We start from the raw sequence: 17,382 nt of genomic DNA, 5'->3' as shown, positions 1-17,382 counted from the left end.
ACTCTGAACAATAATACATTATAGAATCCTAAAAATTGAAATAACTATGACTGCTCCATGGACATTTGAATCAGGCAATTTTGATTTTTCCCAAAATGTGGAAAACATTTTACTAAGAAATGAGCTAATTGACCAGTATCTAACCATCAACCAGAGAGACAAAAAGTTATTTCTGGTAGGACCAAAAGGAATTGGCAAAACTTTTCTATTATCTTACAAAAGCTATTTATTTAGAAAATTACATAGTACAGACGTAAAGTTTTCACCTAGCAAAGAACTGACCGAAAACTTGATTGTATTTTTTAGCCAATTTTCAAAAGAAGAAATAGTGAAGTTTCAAACACCTGACATCTGGGAAAATATTTGGAAATTCGCTTTATTGTCAGTCTCTTGCAAAACCTATGGGATAAGCATAGAGGAAGAATTAGGAATCAACAACGAAGACTTTTCCAGCGTTTCAAGTACATTGAATTTTATATTGAGTGATAGAAGAAATTTAGTAAAGACAATATCAACCAAATTACCAAAACTCATAAGTATATCTCGCAGAATACAAAGCAGTGTAATTATTTTTATAGATGGGATTGACCAAGCTGTTGACGTTTTAGTGGATAAAAACTTTTACGACTACGATACTTATTCAGACATACCTCTCAAAGTATGGAGCCAGATACACGTTGGAGTCGCAAAATCAATTTATGACATAAGCCAACTAAACTCACATATTAAAATTTATACTACCCTTAGAAGTGAAGCCTTTAAGCTTATTCCAGGTGGAATGTCATTAAACTTAGAAGGATTTGCTACAAACCTAAACTACTCCATAAATGAGCTCAAAACTATTTTTATAAATAATATAATAGCAACAGACGAAAAGAAGCTTGTTAATAGAGAAGCAAAGGATATTGTCGAAAAATTTTTAGGTTATTCTGAGATGCCTCATCCTTTTGTACATCAAGAAAAAGAAAGTTCTTTGGACTTTATATTAAGACACACACTTGGTAGGCCAAGAGAAATAGTTTACTTAGGAAACAGACTTTTCTATGAAAAAATTTCCAAACCAGACTATAAAACTATAGATGAACAAGAACGAATTACTGACATTAGGTATTTTATAAATGAGAAATCAGAAGAAATTATTGGAAATTACTTAAATGAAATAATCCCATCTTTTGATGAAGAGTACCTAATTAAATTTTTAAAAAAAATTCAATCGAATGTATTCCATCACAAAATACTATCAGTAGAAGAAAGAAATTTTTTAGGAATTTGCTATAATACAGGACTAGTTGGTGTCATAAATCAAAAAAACGACAAGAATGGAAATAGGATAAAAGTACAATATTTTAAAAAGGCTGGAGACTACCTCTACCATAAACTAAATTATTTTCCGGAAAGTGAATACTATATCACCCACCCAATTCTAGATTGCTATTTTTTAAAAATATTTGATTTAGATTTTTACAACAAGAAAAATATAATCGGAAACAACTACGAATTCAAGGAAATCAAATATATATATGATTATGCAATTTCATACTCAGGGCTAGACCGACACGTCGTTGAGGCAGTAACCTTAGAACTTAAAGCAAAAGGATTAAGAATTTTTTACGACAAAGACTTTGAAAAGAATTTAGTTGGAGAAGACTTGATAGACTATTTACATGAGGTTTACAAACACTCTGCTAAAAATGTTATAGTCTTTCTTTCTAGCAATTATATCAATACAAAGTGGACTAGCTTTGAATGGAGTACAATTAAGCAAAAACTAGTAAATGATTACACATCTAATTTTCTTAAAATTGTCAAAATAGATAGCTCTAAGACCCCTGATATTGTAGAAACTCGGGCGTATATAGATGGTAAATGCAAAACACCACAAGAAATAGCAGATTTATTAAACTGAGCCATTTCTACTTTTAAAAATTTATCATCAACAACCTATTTTGAAACTTTATTAAACTCACTTGACTCCACTCCTCCCCATGCCCAATCGAAAAACCCAGCTACTTGTTTCAACGCCCCCTTGTCTTATGTAAGGTTTATAATGTGGTTAATTCCTCAATAAAAAAATTGATCATTCATTTTGTTTGTACCGGAGCGATACCAAAGGATTCGACAACCTCTGCTTCCTAGTAGAAGGAAACTAAATTAAATATCTGTAACTTCATGTTTAAAACGTATATGTGGCACAACAAAAGGACATTATAGTAAAAGATCTGCATGAACTGTACGAGCTCATGGGGCTGCCCGTAGTGGGTGACAGCTCCGGCTTTACAGTCAACTATCTACAGGATATCTTTAAGCAGCTGCCCTTCAGATCGGTACCTTACCGCCCCAACTACTTTAGCTTTCTATTTATACGCGAGGGACTTGGCAACTACACCATTGACGACTTGCAGTACACGATACAACCGGGCACCGTGTATTTTACGAACCCCGGCAACTTCCGGATGTTTGAGTGGCAAAGCATTACGGACGCCTGCCTGATCACTTTCCATGCATCGTATCTGAAAGAGTATGTACATACGGATATATACCGGGAGTTTTCGTTTCTGCTGACCGAGACGGTAGAGCCCCGTGTACTTGGCCACGAACCCTTTGAGGTACTGGAGCAGCTATACCGGCAGATCCACCGGGAGCATCTGGGAGGTTCGCCGTATAAAAATGGGCTCATCGGTACCCTGATGGTGGTGCTCCTGCTGAAGATCAAAGAGTATTTCTTTCAGGACTACAACCCCATCGTGGAGGGCACCCGTAGCTCCCGGATCGTGAAGGAATTCAGGCTCAATCTGGAAAACCATATCCGGGAACTGCTCACCGGGAAAGTACAACAGCAGATGAGGGTACAGGACTTTGCCGACCGGCAGCAGCTGCACCCCACGTACCTGTCCCAGGTGATCAGGAGCAAAACCGGCAAAAGCATCAGTACCTGGATGGCGGATAAGTTGGTCACCGAAGCCAGGGTGTTACTGCAGGACCAGGAACTTTCGGTGAAGGAGATCGCCAACCGGTTGGGTTTTCTGGAAGCTCCGCATTTCAGCAACTACTTCAAAAAACACACCTCCCTGAGTCCGGCAGACTACCGGAAACAGCTCCTCCACTAGTCCATCTTAAATATTTGTACGTCTTGCTGTAATCCTTGTACGTTCGCGGGAGTATGGATCCACCATCTTTGTATCGAAACAAAAAGATACAAAGTCATGAATAATCTCAACGGAAAAGTAGCGCTTGTCACCGGGGCATCACGGGGAATCGGGGCCGGGATCGCCAAAGCGCTGGCGAAGGCCGGTGCGCAGGTAGTGGTTAACTACGCCGGCAACCAGGCGGCCGCCGAACAGGTCGTACAGGAAATCAGGGGGCAGGGCGGTGAGGCCCTGGCCGTCCAGGCCGATGTGAGTAAGCCGGATCAGGTGGCCCACCTTTTTGATCAGGCCATCGCCCACTTCGGTAAGGTCGACATCCTGGTAAATAATGCCGGTGTCATCCTCTACAAGCTCATTCAGGACACGACGGAGGAGGACCTGACCCGGATCCTGGATGTGAACGTCAAGGGGGTATTCAATACCCTGCGGGAAGCCGCTACCCGACTGGCCGACCACGGCAGTATTATCAACTTCTCCACTTCCGTCACCCGCCTGATGCTACCTACCTACGGGGCTTATGCCGCCTCCAAAGCCGCGGTGGAGCAACTTACCCGCATCTTTGCCAAAGAGATGGGGAGCCGGGGTATCAATGTCAATGTAGTGTCGCCCGGTCCTACCCGCACCGAACTATTCCTGGAAGGCAAATCAGAAGAAACAGTAGCCCGCCTGGCCTCGCTCTCCGCTTTCAACCGCATCGGCGAGCCGCAGGATATCGCCCGGGTAGTGGTATTCCTTGCCAGCGATGAGGCCAAATGGATCTCCGCCCAGAACATTGGTGCCAACGGGGCCATGGCGTAAAGGGAAGTTTTCTACCGCACAGCTAACATGTATAAATAAAGTACCTGTGCCGAATGGTAATGCAGGAAATGGAGCAGTGAAGCCTTTCACTAAAAAACAGGAGGTTGTCTGAAATAGACTGCCTCTTATTTTTTAACTTTCTAGCCATTATAGGTATTACCTCTACACACCTATCCATGCCTAACACAAACCTCTCCCTCCGGCAGTTTCGTGAACGGGTACAGCAGTTGGTACCGGATCCGAAAGCTAGGCCGTTTGTATGTAACGAGTCGCCTCTGAACTGTGAGTTGTTCATTGTAGGGTTCAATCCCCCGGCTCAGACGGACTCCCCGTTCTGGTCGTACTGGAGCGACGCCTCGGGGTTCAATAAGCCCTACTTCCTGCGTGACAACTCGGTCAAGCAGGGGTTGATGCAGCCTAGAGGATTGCGTGGCCGCATAGAACAACTTACCGAAGGGTTCCCCCTATTTCCCTGCCTCGACACCCCTATCTGCTCCACCCCCACCCGAACGGCAAGGGGACTTGCGCCCAATGACCTCCGTACGGAACTATTCCGGTACCTGCTGGACACCATCCGGCCTACCGTAGTATATGTGCATGGCAAAGAGGCGGTAGAGTACTTCCGTACCCTCACCGGCGTGGACGGGTTTGACTCACGCCTCCGGCTTGGAACCATCGGTGACTATCAGTTTGCCCTGCGCGGCACCCTCAATTCGCTCTCCCGCATGAGCTATGAGGAAGTCAGGAAAGTGAGAGATGAGATACAAGAGTTCTTTTATACCTGAGCTTAGCATCTTATCCATCTATCACTTATCTCACTATATTTATGGTATCTACTTAAACAAGACCTATACATAGGATGGAGAATAATATAGCCATACTGGAAAAGGCCAACGCAGCTATCAGCCAGGGCGACCATGAGGGGTTTCTGGCTTATTGCACCGACGACACGGAGTGGACCTTTGTAGGCGACCTGACCCTACGGGGGAAGGAGGCAGTTCGGCAGTGGATGGCAACGGCTTATGAGGAGCCGCCAAAGTTCAACGTCGAAAACCTGATTGCTGGCGGTGATTATGTAACGGCCCTCGGTACCATCCGATTAAAGGACGAAGCTGGAAAAGAGGCAGACTACTCCTACTGCGACGTCTGGCAGTTTCGCGACGGGAAGATGGCGGAGCTGAAGGCTTTCGTCATCAGGACAGGGACCAGCAATGGGGCGTAGAATACAAAGGCTCGCCTCTAGTAACTAAGCCAGCAGACCACCCAGGCATTTGCCATTGACTGCCATACTTTATGCCCAACCTTACCCTCTCCCTCCGGCAGTTCCGTGAACGGATGCAGCAGCTCGTGCCCGATCCGAAGGCCCGGCCTTTCCTGTGTGACGAATCGCCCCTGGCTTGTGATATATTCATAGTGGGGTTCAATCCTCCGGTAGAGATGGATGAGCCGTTCTGGTCGTACTGGAGCGACACCCAGGGATTCGCGAAGCCTTACTTTCTACGGGATTACATGGTGAAAAGGGGATGGATACTGCCTAAGGGCACCCGTGGCCGCATCGAATACATGCTGGAGCGGATGCCTCGCCCCTGCCTCGACACCAACATCTGCTCCACACCTACCCGAACGGCGAGGGAGCTCCTACCCAACGACCACCGTACGGAGGTATTCCGGTACTTAATGGACACCATCCGGCCCACCCTCGTATACGTGCACGGCAAAGAAGCGGTAGAGTACTTCCGTACCCTCACCGGCGACGAAAGGTTTGACTCACGCCTCCGGATGGTAACCGTGGGCGATTACCAGTTTGTCCTGCGCGGCACCCGCAACTCTCTCTCCACTATGAGTTATGATGAAGTTTGGGAAATTAGAAATGAGATTGGTTATTTATATAGTGCCTGAAGTGGAGAATAATCTGCCATTAATTTTCCATATACCTAAGTACTACTACCTACCCTCCTCTGCTTTCATTTGTGCCAGGGGCCGGTGATGGCGATGGTCATACCCGTTCCCTGCATGTTGACGAAGTAGGTCTCGCCGGTGGGAGAGAAAACGCCACCCGCAAACTCGGTCTTGTGGGCTACATTTTCGGCCAGTCGGTACAGCTCCCCCTTGGGGGTAACGCCGACCAGAAAGGGGTGATCATTGTCTTCACAGAGTATCACATCGCCCCAGGGAGCTACGGTCAGATTATCACAATTCTGGAGCAGCTCGGTACTGTTAGACTCGATGAACAGCTCCAGCTTGCCGGGGGAGCTTTTCTCCTGGGGCTTCCCCTCCTGCGAGCTGGGTACGTACCTGAATACCTGCCCCAGCTGGCTCTTGCCCCCGTTGGTACAGGCAAAGTACACTTCATTATTACCAAACCACATGCCTTCGGTCCGGGCGAAACGGGCGGCGCCTTTATCAAAGCCCTGGTACCTTAAGTCATCATCAGGCGACTCCACCTCTTCCAGATCCACCCACATTACGTCAAAGGTTTGCCCGACCGGAAACACGGGCGCCGTCAATGTGGGCCAGTTGCGGGTATCGACGCTCTTCTGGTCCCTGATCATGAGCGCCTGCAGGGTACCTCCCTTGTGCAGTTGGCGGGGTACGGTGGGCAGGTACCGGTAGATCAGGCTATCGCTGATATCTTCGGTCATGTACACAATGCCCGTACGCGGGTCCACGGCCACGGCTTCATGATTCATGCGGCCCATGGGCTTGATGGGAACCGCCGGATGAAGTCTGGGATAGTCCGTGGCGGGTACTTCAAATACAAAGCCATGATCTTTCTGACAGCCTTCGAAGCCTGCTCTCTTGATAGTCTCTTCGCAGGTGAGCCAGGTGTTCCAGGGGGTGGGGCCTCCGGCGCAGTTGCGGGCGGTTCCGGTCAGGCTCAGAAACTGCCTTTCTACGCGGGCCGTAGCCGGATTATAGACCAGCGTAGTAGTGCCGCCCAGCTCCGGCCGGCCTCCACTACCCGGATCGTACAGCAGGGAGCGGTCCACCTTAGAGGCCAAGCTCCCATCCAGGCCATACGGACTCCCCCAGATGGGGTCCGGGCTCAGCTCATGGTTGCGGATCAGAATTGTTTTGCCGTTGGTGCCCCGGAAGGTACCCATTCCATCCGGCAGGCCCGGTACCAGCAGTCCGTCGCTCATGGTTTCGCCCTGCCGCGATATGATCTGGTACGTAAAGCCTTTGGGCAGATTGAGCAGTCCATGCGGGTCGGGCAGCAGGGGGCCGTAGCCAACCGGTCGGACCGGAATTGGAGGCACTACGGTATCTATTTCGCGCACGCAGGACAGGAGCCCTGCAAAGCCCAGAGAGGCACTCGCAGAGAACTTCAGGAAGTCCCGGCGGCTGTGCGAGGAAAAATTCTTCATCAGGTTGATTATAACGGGTTGAGTTATTGTGTCACTGCCTGCCTGACCGCTACAAAAATCAGGTCTTTTGCGGCTGAATCTTGTACTATTCTGCGTTGAAAGTGGAGTCCATCTCCAATTTCTCACTTCAACTACTCAGACCGGTAAATCGCTTAGGCACAGTCGATAAAAGTAGAAAAAATCCTGACACAAAAATCATCTGGACGGGGAGCAAATAGTCTACTATTTTGGAGAGAATTCTTACTAACTTTCTTGCGCTTTTAGTCCTTTCGAGGTACTTAGAGCCAATTAGTACTCATCACTCATACCTACACTACCACAGAATGAAAACTACCAATCCTCTCCCCTTCGAAAGATCCTACTGGGTTACTGACAATTTACTGGCCGGTGAGATACCGGCGGCTGTTACTGACGAAGCTACTCAACTAAAATTGACAGGCCTTATTGGGAGCAAGGTTGATGCGGTCATCAACCTGATGGAAGCGGGCGAAACCAACTGGAAAGGTCAGCCTTTCAATGACTACACCGGCTTCCTGAACCAAAATAAAGTCGAAACATACCGGCTCTCCATCCAAGATGTATCTGTCCCGACGAAGGAGCGGATGCAGGAAATTCTGGATCTGATCGATTCACTGCACGCTGCTAACAAAAAGGTATATGTACATTGCTGGGGAGGTATCGGCAGAACAGGCACTGTAGTAGGTTGCTATCTGCTACGGCACGGATTGGCTACCAAAGAAAACGTATTTGATACGATTGACCACCTGAAGCGTAATACCTCCATTGCGGGCAAAATGTCCCCTGAAACCACAGAACAGAAGAACTTTGTCCTGAACTGGAATTAAGATTTCTACGTAAACCATTGACCTCACACTAATCACATTTTTTAACCCGATGCCACTAGTAGCCTACCTCCTTCTACCCTTTCTCTTTATTGGACTCTCTCGCCCCACCTCCGCTCAGGACAGACCAGTGTACCAAACAGAAAACCTGGTCGTGCAGAAAGTGGCTGATAATGTATACCAGCATATCTCGTACCTCCAGACCCAGAGCTTTGGAAAAGTGGAATGCAACGGCATGGTGGTCGTGAATAAAAAGGAGGCGCTGATCTTTGATACGCCCAGCACCCCCAAAGCCACCCAGGAACTGATCCAATGGGTGCAGGATGGGCTCCACTGTAAGATCAAGGCTGTAGTACCTACGCATTTCCACGATGACTGCCTCGGCGGACTGGATGAGTTTCATAAGCAGCAGGTACCTTCCTACGCCAGCCAGCGCACCATCGAACTAACCAGGGCCAATGGCCTGCCCGTACCCCAGCACGGCTTTGAAAGGGTACAGGAACTCAAAGTAGGCTCCCAGAAAGTAGTGGTAGAGTACTTTGGGGAAGGACACACGCGCGATAATGTAGTAGCGTACTTCCCGACGGAGAAGGTACTCTTTGGCGGCTGCCTGATCAAGGAAGTAGGCGCCACGAAGGGGTACCTGGGAGACGCCAATACCAATGAGTGGCCCGCCACGGTAACCCGCCTGAAGCAGAAGTACCCCGCTATTAAGAAAGTCATACCCGGCCACGGCAAACCTGGCGGCACCGAACTGCTTGACTATACCATCAGTCTTTTCAGTACTAACTAAACCGGCAGAGTATGCGACGGGAGCCGGGCAATTGGGAAAGTCAGCCTATTTTTCTAACTTGACCCGGTACATCCACCCTGATACGCTACCGATGAGAAGGTACTTTAATCTGCTAGTCCCGTTTTTATTTATTGTTTATATCTCCAATGAGATCAGGCTGGCCAGTAAGCTCCCCGATGACCAGAATGGCAATATCTATCTACAGGTAGGGGTATTGCTGCTGGCCATCGGGATTTTTGTATACCGGCTAGTGAGGCTGGGAAAAAAGCCGCATAAATAGCCCCCTCTAAGACTCTATCTTACACCAATAGGCGCCGCTGTTGCCGCTGAGGGCCACCGCGGCTGTATCATCTGATAGTACATCCCAGGCCGCTCATCACATACTGGTATACTTCTTCAATAATATTTCGGTACTTACCAGCACTCTCCCCCCTGTTACTCTTTCGTAAACAGGTGGTTATCTGCTTGCCTTTCCCCCACCATTACAGAGTATTGGTAAGGGAAACCGTGATTTTACAAGTCCGGGTGTAAAACCTGGCACCCCGTATTCTGCTATGGTTTTACAGTACTGTACCATTCGCTCAACAATCCCTATGCTATATCATGAAAACATGTAAGGTACCACTATTTGTACTGGTCCTGATTGGCCATCTGCCTCTTCTGGCCCAGACCAACCCGACCTATAGCCCGGAGGTGGAGGAGCGCATCAGGCGCGTAGAACAGAGCCTGGGTGAGGCCATCCGGACTGACGACAACCTACTGGTGCTGCAGGAGCGCATGAAGCAGCTCAGGATTCCGGGAGTGAGTATAGCTGTCATCAAAGACCACCAACTGGACTGGGCGCGTGGCTACGGCTATGCCGATAAAGAACAAACGGTGCCCGTCACCCCGCAGACCCTGTTTCAGGCCGCTTCCATCAGCAAGTCGTTGAACGCGGTGGGAGTACTGAGGCTGGTGCAGGACCGGAAGGCCGATCTGGACCAGGATATCAATACCTACCTCCGGAGCTGGAAGTTTCCGTATGACAGCAGCAAGGGCAAAACGCCCATCACGCTACGGCACCTGCTGAGTCACACGGCCGGTACGTCAGTCCACGGTTTCAGAGGCTACGCGGCCGGTGAACAGGTACCCACCGTAATTCAGATCTTAAACGGAGAGAGTCCGGCCAACAGCCAGCCCATCCGGTCGCTGTTTGAGGCGGGTACCCGGGTGCAGTACTCGGGCGGAGGTACTACCATTTCACAACTGGTGGTAATGGACCTGACCGGCCTGCCTTACGACCTCTACGCGCAGCAGCGGGTACTGGATCCGCTGGGCATGACCAGCAGCTTTTATACCATACCGCCTCCTGCCGACAGGGTCCCCCTGCTCTCAACCGGCTACCGCGGTGACGGCACGCCCGTAGTAGGGAAGTACCACCAGTATCCGGAGCAGGGAGCCGCCGCCCTCTGGACCAACCCGACCGAGCTCAGCCGCTACATCATCGAGATGCAACGGGCCTACGCGGGGCATTCGGACAAGGTACTTACGCAGGAAACCGCCCGGACCATGCTCACGCCCGTGATGCAGGAAGCGGGGCTGGGGGTATTTAATAAGACAGCCGGCCCTGACCGGTACTTTACCCACAGCGGCGCCAACGAGGGCTTCCGGTGTTTGTACCTGGGTAGCCTGCAGGGGGGCAACGGCGCGGTGGTGATGGTCAACTCGGACAATGGCCAGATCCTGGAAGAGATCGTCAACAGCATCGCTACGGTGTACGGCTGGAAAGATTTTTACAAACCCGTGATCAAACGGGTGGTGCAGGTACCTGATGAAATCCTGGATACTTACGTGGGTGAATACGAGCTGACGCCTGAGTTCAGGTTACAGATCCGGCGGGAGGGCCACGGCCTGAAAGTCCAGGCTACGAATCAGCCGGCATTTGACCTGTTTGCCGAAGAACCGACCAAATTCTTCCTGAAAGAGGTACCCGCGCAGCTTGAGTTTGTGAAAGACAGCAGTGCCGTCAACAGCCTCCTCCTCCATCAGAACGGGCATTCCAGGTCGGCCCGGCGCACCAGGTAAAACGTAGAGGTCCACTGCGGTACCCCGGCCATAACAAAACCGGTAGTAGTGAACTACCTGACTACAATCCACCTGTCGGGAGCGCAAAAATCCGGATTTTGATTATATTTATGGAATATAGTACGGCAGTAGGGCTGATATCTAATCAGCCCTACTTGCCGTACTGCCTAATCCTCAACACGCTAAAAATAATGCTATGAAGATTGCAAAATGGACCCGCACCATTTTTCTGGTAGCCGGAGGGGTACTGTTTATTTTTCTTACCTACGGCATGTATACCCATGATCAAAAACAGGCCTACGTCCAGCAGCACAGCCCATTGGTAAAGATGCCCATCATCGGCAGGTACAACGGCTTGGGTACTTTGCGCGCTCCTAACAAGATTTACGTCTGGCACGAAGGGAAAGAGTATACCCTGCTCAGCCCCAACCGGCACTTCAGGAGTACAGCCAAAGCAGACAGCATTGAGGTGCACTTCGATGCGGAACAGAATATAGCCGTACTACCGGATATCAATGTCAAAGGCCCCTATTTTCTGTATGCGGTTATTGTAGGGCTGGGAGTATTCATGCTTGTTCATGCCCTGGTACAGGCGAAGCAAACCGCAAGACCATCCCCTCCAGCATCACTATCTAACTGAACCCGTAGGATCCATTAAGTAAATCCTATTTATTACGTTCTTATAGGGTCAATTAATTGTCAAGGCTATGGATGTACAGGCGGCACCCGCTTATTTGCTAAGAGCAGGCGAGGGAAAAAAACTATATTTTGGTGGGGCGGAGATTTCGGTCATAGCTTCACCTGAACAAACCAACGAGCTACTCGAAGTAGTAGAAATATTCGCATCGGGTACCTTTTACTTTCCGGCTCATTTTCACCAGCATACTCATAAGGGAATCTATGTGCTGTCGGGCGAGGTACTGCTTTCATTCAAAAACAAAACCTACCACCTCAGGAAGGGCGACTACGGACATATACCCAGGGGTGTTACGCATATCCTGAGAACCGTTGAGCCTAACACCCGTCTGCTGTGCCTGACCGGACCCGGCGGGGTAGTTTCGTTGTTCACCCAGTTAGCCCTGAATCAGGCTTTCCAGAAAGAACCTCTCTATGAGGTATCGGATAAAGTGGATTTCCAGCTGGTGGATGAATATGAGCCGGCCCGACACGTACAGGAAGTGGAGAATATGGATCGCCCCAACGGTACCAAGCCGTACGTGATTCGTAATGGTGGTGGCGAGCATTTTATCGTAGAAGACCAGCTGTTTAGCTTTCTGGCCCGGCAGAACAATACGGACGGACAGTTTCTGGTCCTGATGACGGATGGACCAAAGGGAAAGGCCATTATCGAACACTACCACAAGCGGCATACGGAGTGCTTCTACTGCCTGGAAGGCAGCATGACCATGTGGAACGAAGGACAGGCCGTGGCCCTCAACCCCCGGGACTTTCTGCATATACCGGCCCATACCAAGCATACCTACCGGCTGGACAGCCCCAACACCAGGTTCATCGGCTTTCTGGCACCGGGCCTTTTTGAGCCTTTTTTTGATGCACTAGGTACTCCCTACTATTCGCACGTAGTACCCACTAAGCCCGGACCGGCGCGCTTTGACCGGGTCCTCAAAAACTACGACAAGCTGGACCTGTATTTTGTATCGCCTCCGCCCGATGGTTCTATGAATGCCGTGCAGGCCGCCGTGGTATCGTTTTCGTTCTGGCTATCCGGCAAGCTCACTGCCAAGAAGTGAGGTAAATCAGCAGAGGGATGAATACTCCTGCCGGTGCTGCTCCTTAGCCTGATGGCTTGGGTGACGGTACTACCGGAGCATGATCGTGCGTGGTCCTATAATAGCAGTCTATAATTGACATGTACCTTTCATCAAGAGATTGATCCGAGAAGTACGGGTACATGGTATCTTTACCTGCCTAAATACACTAGTACCTGAGCCATGATCTCTGAAATATACCTGCCGAAAACCCGACTGGCCGAAGCCGTGGATTGCTTCTACATCAACCGCGCGGAGAGCTTTGAGACCCGTAGCTGGGCCATGCCGATGGTACAACAGGAGGTGTTTTTTAATCTGGGGGATGTATTCGAAGTCTGTGATCCGTCAGGTACCTATCCCATAACACAGAAGGATTCGTGGGTGAGCGGAATCCGTACGAAGCCCCTGCAGGTCTATACCCAGGGCAGGCACCTGACGGTAGGTATTCTGTTTAAGCCCTGGGGCCTGTACCAGGCTTTCGGGATCAACGCCCGGGAGCTGTCCAATCAGTCGGTAGAGGTGAGCGTAATCCTTGGTACTTCATTTAGTCAGTTCGTACAGGAACAGGCCCGACTCCTGCCGCCGGGGGAGTTTCTGGCGGCTCTGGAACAGTACCTGCTCCGCTCCTACCAGGCCCGACGGATCAAAAACCAGGTCCTGGAGCAGGTAGAAAAGCTGGACTATACCGGATTTGAGAAGGGTACTATGAGTCAGCTGGCCCGCCAGCTCCATCTCTCCCCCAAGACCGTCATCGATACCTTCAACACCACCCTGGGCATCAGTCCGGTCAGGTACTTTCACCTCAGGATGGTAAACCGGGCACTCCGGCAGATCCGGCAACACCCGGAGAGGAGCCTCACGGAAATCGGGTTGGAGCTGGGTTTCTTCGACCAGGCCCACTTTATCCGGGTCTTCAAATCTTTCTGCGGAATGTCGCCCCGCGCGTATCGGAAGAGCCTGCAGGTACCCGCGTAAATTTTGTACAATTTCTTCCTGTCCGGATCAGGCAATTTTGCAGCGAACCAAAAGGAAGAAAATGAAAAAGTTGATTCTCTACATCGCCACCAGTCTGGATGGCTACATTGCCCAACCCAACGATGACCTGAGCTTTCTGTCGCGGGTACAACAGCCGGGCGAAGACTACGGCTATGCCGACTTCGTTGCCACCGTAGATACCGTGATTATGGGCCGCAAGACCTACGACTGGGTCATGAACAAGGTACCGGAATTTCCGCACGCCGACAAGGCCGCCTATATCCTCACCCGCACCGAACGTCCCCGCATCGGGAACACCACCTTCTACACCGGTAACCTCAAAGACCTGGTACTACGCCTGAAACAGGAAGATGGAAAGCATATATTCTGTGACGGAGGGGCCGAGGTAGTCAACGAACTCCTGAAGGAGGGCCTCCTTGATGAACTGATCATTTCGGTAGTTCCCACACTAGTCGGTAATGGTACCCGGTTATTCAAAGATGGCCGTCCTGAGCAGGAGCTAGAGCTGGTTTCGGCCAGAGCATTTGAAAGCGGCCTTACGCAGCTCCATTACAGGCAGGCAGTACACAACTAGTACCGGACGAGTGGCCCATTCATTCCAAAGCAGGATAATGACCATTCGTAGCCTGTTTCAGACTTTCCATTAATTAATAACTAGGGCTGGGTAGTAGTGAGTGGTATACTTGTGGATCAAAATAACTAAAACCGCCATGACTAAACCTACTATCACTACCCGCCTTACCGAAACCTATAACGTTATCTATCCGTTTGTATCGGCCGGAATGGCCTTTGCCGGCACCTCGCCCGACCTGGCTATTGCTGTATGTAAGGCCGGTGGTATTGGCGCCATCGCCATGGGACCGCTGCCCGCCGAGGCCGTCCGGTTCCTGATCCGTGAAGTAAAAAAAGCTACCGACCGGCCATTCCACGTCAACTTCATCACCTTCCTCACCGATGAGGAAAAGATCAGGGTGTGCGTAGAGGAGCAGGTACCTATTGTTTCCTTTCACTGGGGCCACCCGCCCAAAGCATACATCGATGTGCTGCACGAAGCAGGCATACAGGTGTGGGAACAGGTAGGCTCGGTAGCGGATGCCCGTACAGCGGTCGCGGACGGTATTGATCTGATCATAGCGCAGGGAGCCGAAGCGGGAGGTCATAACTACGGTACCCTGCCTACCTTCGTACTGGTACCCGAGGTGGTGGAAGCCGTCAAGCCCACGCCGGTACTGGCGGCCGGCGGTATCACCACGGGCAGGCAGGTCGCGGCCGCACTGTGCCTGGGTGCCGTGGGCGTATGGGTAGGTACCCGTCTGCTGGCCAGCCAGGAGGCGTTTATCCATCCTGATTATAAAAGCCGCCTGACCCAGGCCACCGGTACCGATACCTGCCTGACGTCCATCTTCGGTCCCGAAATGGTTGACTTCAATCCGATGCGTGTACTGAAAAACGGAGTAGTGACAGAGTTCCAGGGCAAGGAGCATCTGGTACCTGCTACTACTGAGAATGAACCCGTCATTGGCAAAACATCCCTATTCGGGCAGGAGCAGACGCTGAAACGCTTCTCCAGCTTTGTACCTATGCCCACCACCGAGGGAGACCTGGAAGAGATGGCGCTCCTGGCCGGACAGGGTGTAGGTCTGGTGCAGGATATACAACCGGTTGAGACTATCATCACCACCTTAATGGAGGAAGCTGCCCAAACTATCACCTCAATCAGGCTTGGGTAAAGCTTTCGATCCGCTACCCTAGGTTATGTCCATCATACAGTGAAGTACCATAAAAAAGGGACTCAATGAGTCCCTTTTTTACAGCTTGTGGTTTATGAGATTATGGTATTATCGTCTGCCTACCCGGCCGGATGGATCGTTGTAGCTGTCAAGCGTAATGCGGCGCGACAGGCTTTCAAGATCGTAAATAAGGTCGCGGGTTTCGCGGTTGTTGAGCCTGCCGTTGGTCAGGTACTGGCGCTCACGTTGCTGGATACGCTGGTACTCGTTGAGCAGCCGCATCGCATCAGTGGGGTTGATCATTTCCCTTTCGAGGCCGCGGGCTATTTTGGTACGTACTTCCTGGTCGAGTTGCTGAATCTGGTTTATGGCCTGACGATCACTGGGCAGGGTACGGTTGGACCGTACGGTTTGCGCCGAAACTCCCAGACTGGCAACTACAAACAGAGCAAATAGAATAAGGGTCTTTTTCATGGCTAATAGATGTTATGGCTAATAGATGTTCTGTGTTATGTGGGTTAGAGGATCTTCTTCTCCTAAGGTTTAATAGCTATTCTATACAAAATAGCTAATCAGGTAGCACCTCAGAGGTAGACGGCTGTATATCAGACTGATTCGGTCTAAAAATTTATTGAACTTTTCAAAAAGTTTCAGTTTTCCAGGCTTAGAGCATCTACCATTGATCGCCGCACACCAGGGCTTTAAAACTTGCTTACGCTGCTTTGACAAGACCCAGAAAGTACCAATAGATAAAAAGACCGCCTGATTTAGGCTGTATATGACGTTGTTCTGAAAGAAGGTGTAGTACAGATCAAGGATAGCGTAGAGTTGGACTAAGTATAACTCTCACTCTGTACTGAGATCGATACGTATCAATGCAGATAGTGATACTTGAGTAGTAGTATATAAATCAGCAGCCCCATACCCATGATCAGGATCTGGCCCATATAGGAGGCAATATAAATAATGATACCTTTCCAAAGTCCGGCCATCCAAGTCAGGTTGTAGTATTGTTTATACGTTATACAGAAGCTAAATATGGATAGAGCGATGGAAATGGAAACGGTTCCCAAAGTGGTAATATTCAAAAAGATGAGCAGAAGCAGTACCAGAGCATTGATGGTATTGATCTGAGACATGGCAAAAACCAGAATTGTAAAGTGTTCAGCATAGTTTTCCTTTCTTTTGCGGTTGAACACCCATCCCGAAAACGCGTAAATAGGTAATGCCATAAACGTGATGATGTTCATGTAATTCCTGAGAAACAGGTTGAATCCGGCAAATCCTTTTTGCATATATTCCGGCATTCGGGTTGAACTGCCTGTACTATAACTATCCAGACTTTCGAAGAAATGAGACCTGGACATTAAAAAGATAACTATACCCACGCTGAATATAAGGTATTGGTACGGGTTGAAAATCTTCCTTTTTCCATTGACGTACTCGCGAGCCAGAACGCCCGGAGTAAGAACTACACGAGTCAAAAACGAAAAGATTCCCTTATCGGCATGAAGAAACACATGGACTAGATCGTGCAGAACATGATGTACAGTAATTCGATGAGCGGCTTTCTGTCCACAATGATTACAAAATTCTTTAGTAAAGGTTTCACCACAATTCTTGCACACTAGCTGCTGATCCGTACTAACTATTTGATTCATTTCTGGTTGGAGAGTTAATAGCAATTTTATCTACAGTAAAGCTACTACTTTGGCAATTATATGCAGTGACTCAGAAACAATTTTGTGTCGTTTTCAATGGAGGAGATCCATGACCTGATCAGCTACGTGTAGATTTGATTGCGGAGGTACCGCTGCAAAAAGGTGTACGTGTGTTGTGTTAAACCGATAATCATTACCAATTACTCCATACTCCC

At 49.5% G+C, this 17,382-nt stretch carries 18 protein-coding genes and 1 pseudogene; 15 read left to right on the top strand and 4 right to left on the bottom strand.

Annotated elements, in window-relative coordinates; translation table 11 throughout:
* Window positions 1–46: 46 nt before the first annotated feature.
* The 6 genes from JTN23_RS03100 (at window position 47) to JTN23_RS03075 (ending at window position 5,843) form a co-directional block, all read left to right on the top strand.
* The gene (locus JTN23_RS03100) at window positions 47–1,906 is read left to right on the top strand and encodes a TIR domain-containing protein (RefSeq protein ID WP_247232308.1); all 1,860 of its coding nucleotides are present in this window, start codon (window positions 47–49) and stop codon (window positions 1,904–1,906) included.
* Window positions 1,907–2,186: 280 nt separating this feature from the next.
* On the top strand, window positions 2,187–3,107 hold the full coding sequence (locus tag JTN23_RS03095; RefSeq protein WP_247232306.1) for a helix-turn-helix domain-containing protein: 921 nt from the start codon (window positions 2,187–2,189) through the stop codon (window positions 3,105–3,107).
* A gap of 96 nt (window positions 3,108–3,203) precedes the next feature.
* Complete coding sequence (locus JTN23_RS03090; protein ID WP_247232304.1) at window positions 3,204–3,944, top strand: SDR family oxidoreductase; 741 nt, start codon at window positions 3,204–3,206, stop codon at window positions 3,942–3,944.
* Between the two features lie 176 nt (window positions 3,945–4,120).
* Window positions 4,121–4,729, top strand: coding sequence for a hypothetical protein (locus JTN23_RS03085; protein ID WP_247232302.1), 609 nt, complete (start codon window positions 4,121–4,123; stop codon window positions 4,727–4,729).
* A 74-nt stretch (window positions 4,730–4,803) separates the two neighbouring features.
* Window positions 4,804–5,166, top strand: a complete 363-nt coding sequence (locus tag JTN23_RS03080) for a nuclear transport factor 2 family protein (protein ID WP_247232301.1) — start codon at window positions 4,804–4,806, stop codon at window positions 5,164–5,166.
* Window positions 5,167–5,237: 71 nt separating this feature from the next.
* Window positions 5,238–5,843 (top strand): hypothetical protein, encoded by a 606-nt coding sequence (locus JTN23_RS03075; RefSeq protein ID WP_247232300.1) that lies wholly within the window; start codon window positions 5,238–5,240, stop codon window positions 5,841–5,843.
* Window positions 5,844–5,908: 65 nt separating this feature from the next.
* Here JTN23_RS03075 and JTN23_RS03070 read toward each other — a convergent pair whose 3' ends face one another.
* Window positions 5,909–7,312 (bottom strand): alkaline phosphatase PhoX, encoded by a 1,404-nt coding sequence (locus JTN23_RS03070; RefSeq protein ID WP_247232299.1) that lies wholly within the window; start codon window positions 7,310–7,312, stop codon window positions 5,909–5,911.
* Between the two features lie 323 nt (window positions 7,313–7,635).
* On the opposite strand from JTN23_RS03070, the gene JTN23_RS03065 reads away from it, so the two are divergent.
* The 9 genes from JTN23_RS03065 to JTN23_RS03025 all read left to right on the top strand — a co-directional run bounded on the left by JTN23_RS03065 (window position 7,636) and on the right by JTN23_RS03025 (window position 15,506).
* Complete coding sequence (locus JTN23_RS03065) at window positions 7,636–8,157, top strand: protein-tyrosine phosphatase family protein (RefSeq protein WP_247232298.1); 522 nt, start codon at window positions 7,636–7,638, stop codon at window positions 8,155–8,157.
* Between the two features lie 49 nt (window positions 8,158–8,206).
* Complete coding sequence (bla, locus tag JTN23_RS03060) at window positions 8,207–8,947, top strand: subclass B1 metallo-beta-lactamase (RefSeq protein WP_247232297.1); 741 nt, start codon at window positions 8,207–8,209, stop codon at window positions 8,945–8,947.
* A gap of 91 nt (window positions 8,948–9,038) precedes the next feature.
* A complete protein-coding gene (locus JTN23_RS03055) occupies window positions 9,039–9,227 on the top strand; it encodes a hypothetical protein (RefSeq protein WP_247232296.1) in 189 nt (62 codons plus the stop codon).
* Window positions 9,228–9,550: 323 nt separating this feature from the next.
* Window positions 9,551–11,011 (top strand): serine hydrolase, encoded by a 1,461-nt coding sequence (locus JTN23_RS03050; protein WP_247232295.1) that lies wholly within the window; start codon window positions 9,551–9,553, stop codon window positions 11,009–11,011.
* 196 nt (window positions 11,012–11,207) lie between these two features.
* A complete protein-coding gene (locus JTN23_RS03045; protein ID WP_247232294.1) occupies window positions 11,208–11,651 on the top strand; it encodes a hypothetical protein in 444 nt (147 codons plus the stop codon).
* A 67-nt stretch (window positions 11,652–11,718) separates the two neighbouring features.
* Entirely contained in the window at window positions 11,719–12,762 is a 1,044-nt protein-coding gene (locus JTN23_RS03040; RefSeq protein ID WP_247232293.1) for a cupin domain-containing protein, read from the top strand.
* Between the two features lie 201 nt (window positions 12,763–12,963).
* Entirely contained in the window at window positions 12,964–13,755 is a 792-nt protein-coding gene (locus tag JTN23_RS03035) for a helix-turn-helix domain-containing protein (RefSeq protein WP_247232292.1), read from the top strand.
* 61 nt (window positions 13,756–13,816) lie between these two features.
* Window positions 13,817–14,350 (top strand): dihydrofolate reductase family protein, encoded by a 534-nt coding sequence (locus JTN23_RS03030; protein ID WP_247232291.1) that lies wholly within the window; start codon window positions 13,817–13,819, stop codon window positions 14,348–14,350.
* Between the two features lie 136 nt (window positions 14,351–14,486).
* The gene (locus tag JTN23_RS03025; RefSeq protein ID WP_247232290.1) at window positions 14,487–15,506 is read left to right on the top strand and encodes an NAD(P)H-dependent flavin oxidoreductase; all 1,020 of its coding nucleotides are present in this window, start codon (window positions 14,487–14,489) and stop codon (window positions 15,504–15,506) included.
* Window positions 15,507–15,614: 108 nt separating this feature from the next.
* On the opposite strand, the gene JTN23_RS03020 is transcribed toward JTN23_RS03025, so the two are convergent.
* From JTN23_RS03020 to JTN23_RS26085, 3 genes and pseudogenes are all read right to left on the bottom strand, one after another.
* Window positions 15,615–15,980 (bottom strand): hypothetical protein, encoded by a 366-nt coding sequence (locus JTN23_RS03020; protein WP_247232288.1) that lies wholly within the window; start codon window positions 15,978–15,980, stop codon window positions 15,615–15,617.
* A gap of 398 nt (window positions 15,981–16,378) precedes the next feature.
* Window positions 16,379–16,801, bottom strand: coding sequence for a hypothetical protein (locus JTN23_RS03015; RefSeq protein ID WP_247232286.1), 423 nt, complete (start codon window positions 16,799–16,801; stop codon window positions 16,379–16,381).
* A gap of 96 nt (window positions 16,802–16,897) precedes the next feature.
* Window positions 16,898–17,167: pseudogene (locus JTN23_RS26085) on the bottom strand (hypothetical protein); the annotation flags it as partial.
* Between the last annotated feature and the right edge of the window lie 215 nt (window positions 17,168–17,382).

Origin of the sequence: Telluribacter roseus, assembly GCF_017355915.2 — a bacterium.
GTDB lineage: Bacteria > Bacteroidota > Bacteroidia > Cytophagales > Spirosomataceae > Telluribacter.
The sequence above is the reverse complement of the archived record's forward strand: the minus strand, read 5'-3'. Positions and strand labels throughout refer to the sequence as shown.

Bases quoted from the DNA above. Each gene is read 5' to 3' on its own strand.
- JTN23_RS03100 (WP_247232308.1), top strand. From the start codon at position 47: ATGACTGCTCCATGGACATTTGAATCAGGCAATTTTGATTTTTCCCAA.
- JTN23_RS03090 (WP_247232304.1), top strand. From the start codon at position 3,204: ATGAATAATCTCAACGGAAAAGTAGCGCTTGTCACCGGGGCATCACGG.
- JTN23_RS03085 (WP_247232302.1), top strand. From the start codon at position 4,121: ATGCCTAACACAAACCTCTCCCTCCGGCAGTTTCGTGAACGGGTACAG.
- JTN23_RS03080 (WP_247232301.1), top strand. From the start codon at position 4,804: ATGGAGAATAATATAGCCATACTGGAAAAGGCCAACGCAGCTATCAGC.
- JTN23_RS03075 (WP_247232300.1), top strand. From the start codon at position 5,238: ATGCCCAACCTTACCCTCTCCCTCCGGCAGTTCCGTGAACGGATGCAG.
- JTN23_RS03070 (WP_247232299.1), bottom strand. From the start codon at position 7,312: ATGAAGAATTTTTCCTCGCACAGCCGCCGGGACTTCCTGAAGTTCTCT.
- JTN23_RS03065 (WP_247232298.1), top strand. From the start codon at position 7,636: ATGAAAACTACCAATCCTCTCCCCTTCGAAAGATCCTACTGGGTTACT.
- bla (WP_247232297.1), top strand. From the start codon at position 8,207: ATGCCACTAGTAGCCTACCTCCTTCTACCCTTTCTCTTTATTGGACTC.
- JTN23_RS03055 (WP_247232296.1), top strand. From the start codon at position 9,039: ATGAGAAGGTACTTTAATCTGCTAGTCCCGTTTTTATTTATTGTTTAT.
- JTN23_RS03050 (WP_247232295.1), top strand. From the start codon at position 9,551: ATGAAAACATGTAAGGTACCACTATTTGTACTGGTCCTGATTGGCCAT.
- JTN23_RS03045 (WP_247232294.1), top strand. From the start codon at position 11,208: ATGAAGATTGCAAAATGGACCCGCACCATTTTTCTGGTAGCCGGAGGG.
- JTN23_RS03040 (WP_247232293.1), top strand. From the start codon at position 11,719: ATGGATGTACAGGCGGCACCCGCTTATTTGCTAAGAGCAGGCGAGGGA.
- JTN23_RS03035 (WP_247232292.1), top strand. From the start codon at position 12,964: ATGATCTCTGAAATATACCTGCCGAAAACCCGACTGGCCGAAGCCGTG.
- JTN23_RS03030 (WP_247232291.1), top strand. From the start codon at position 13,817: ATGAAAAAGTTGATTCTCTACATCGCCACCAGTCTGGATGGCTACATT.
- JTN23_RS03025 (WP_247232290.1), top strand. From the start codon at position 14,487: ATGACTAAACCTACTATCACTACCCGCCTTACCGAAACCTATAACGTT.
- JTN23_RS03020 (WP_247232288.1), bottom strand. From the start codon at position 15,980: ATGAAAAAGACCCTTATTCTATTTGCTCTGTTTGTAGTTGCCAGTCTG.
- JTN23_RS03015 (WP_247232286.1), bottom strand. From the start codon at position 16,801: ATGCAAAAAGGATTTGCCGGATTCAACCTGTTTCTCAGGAATTACATG.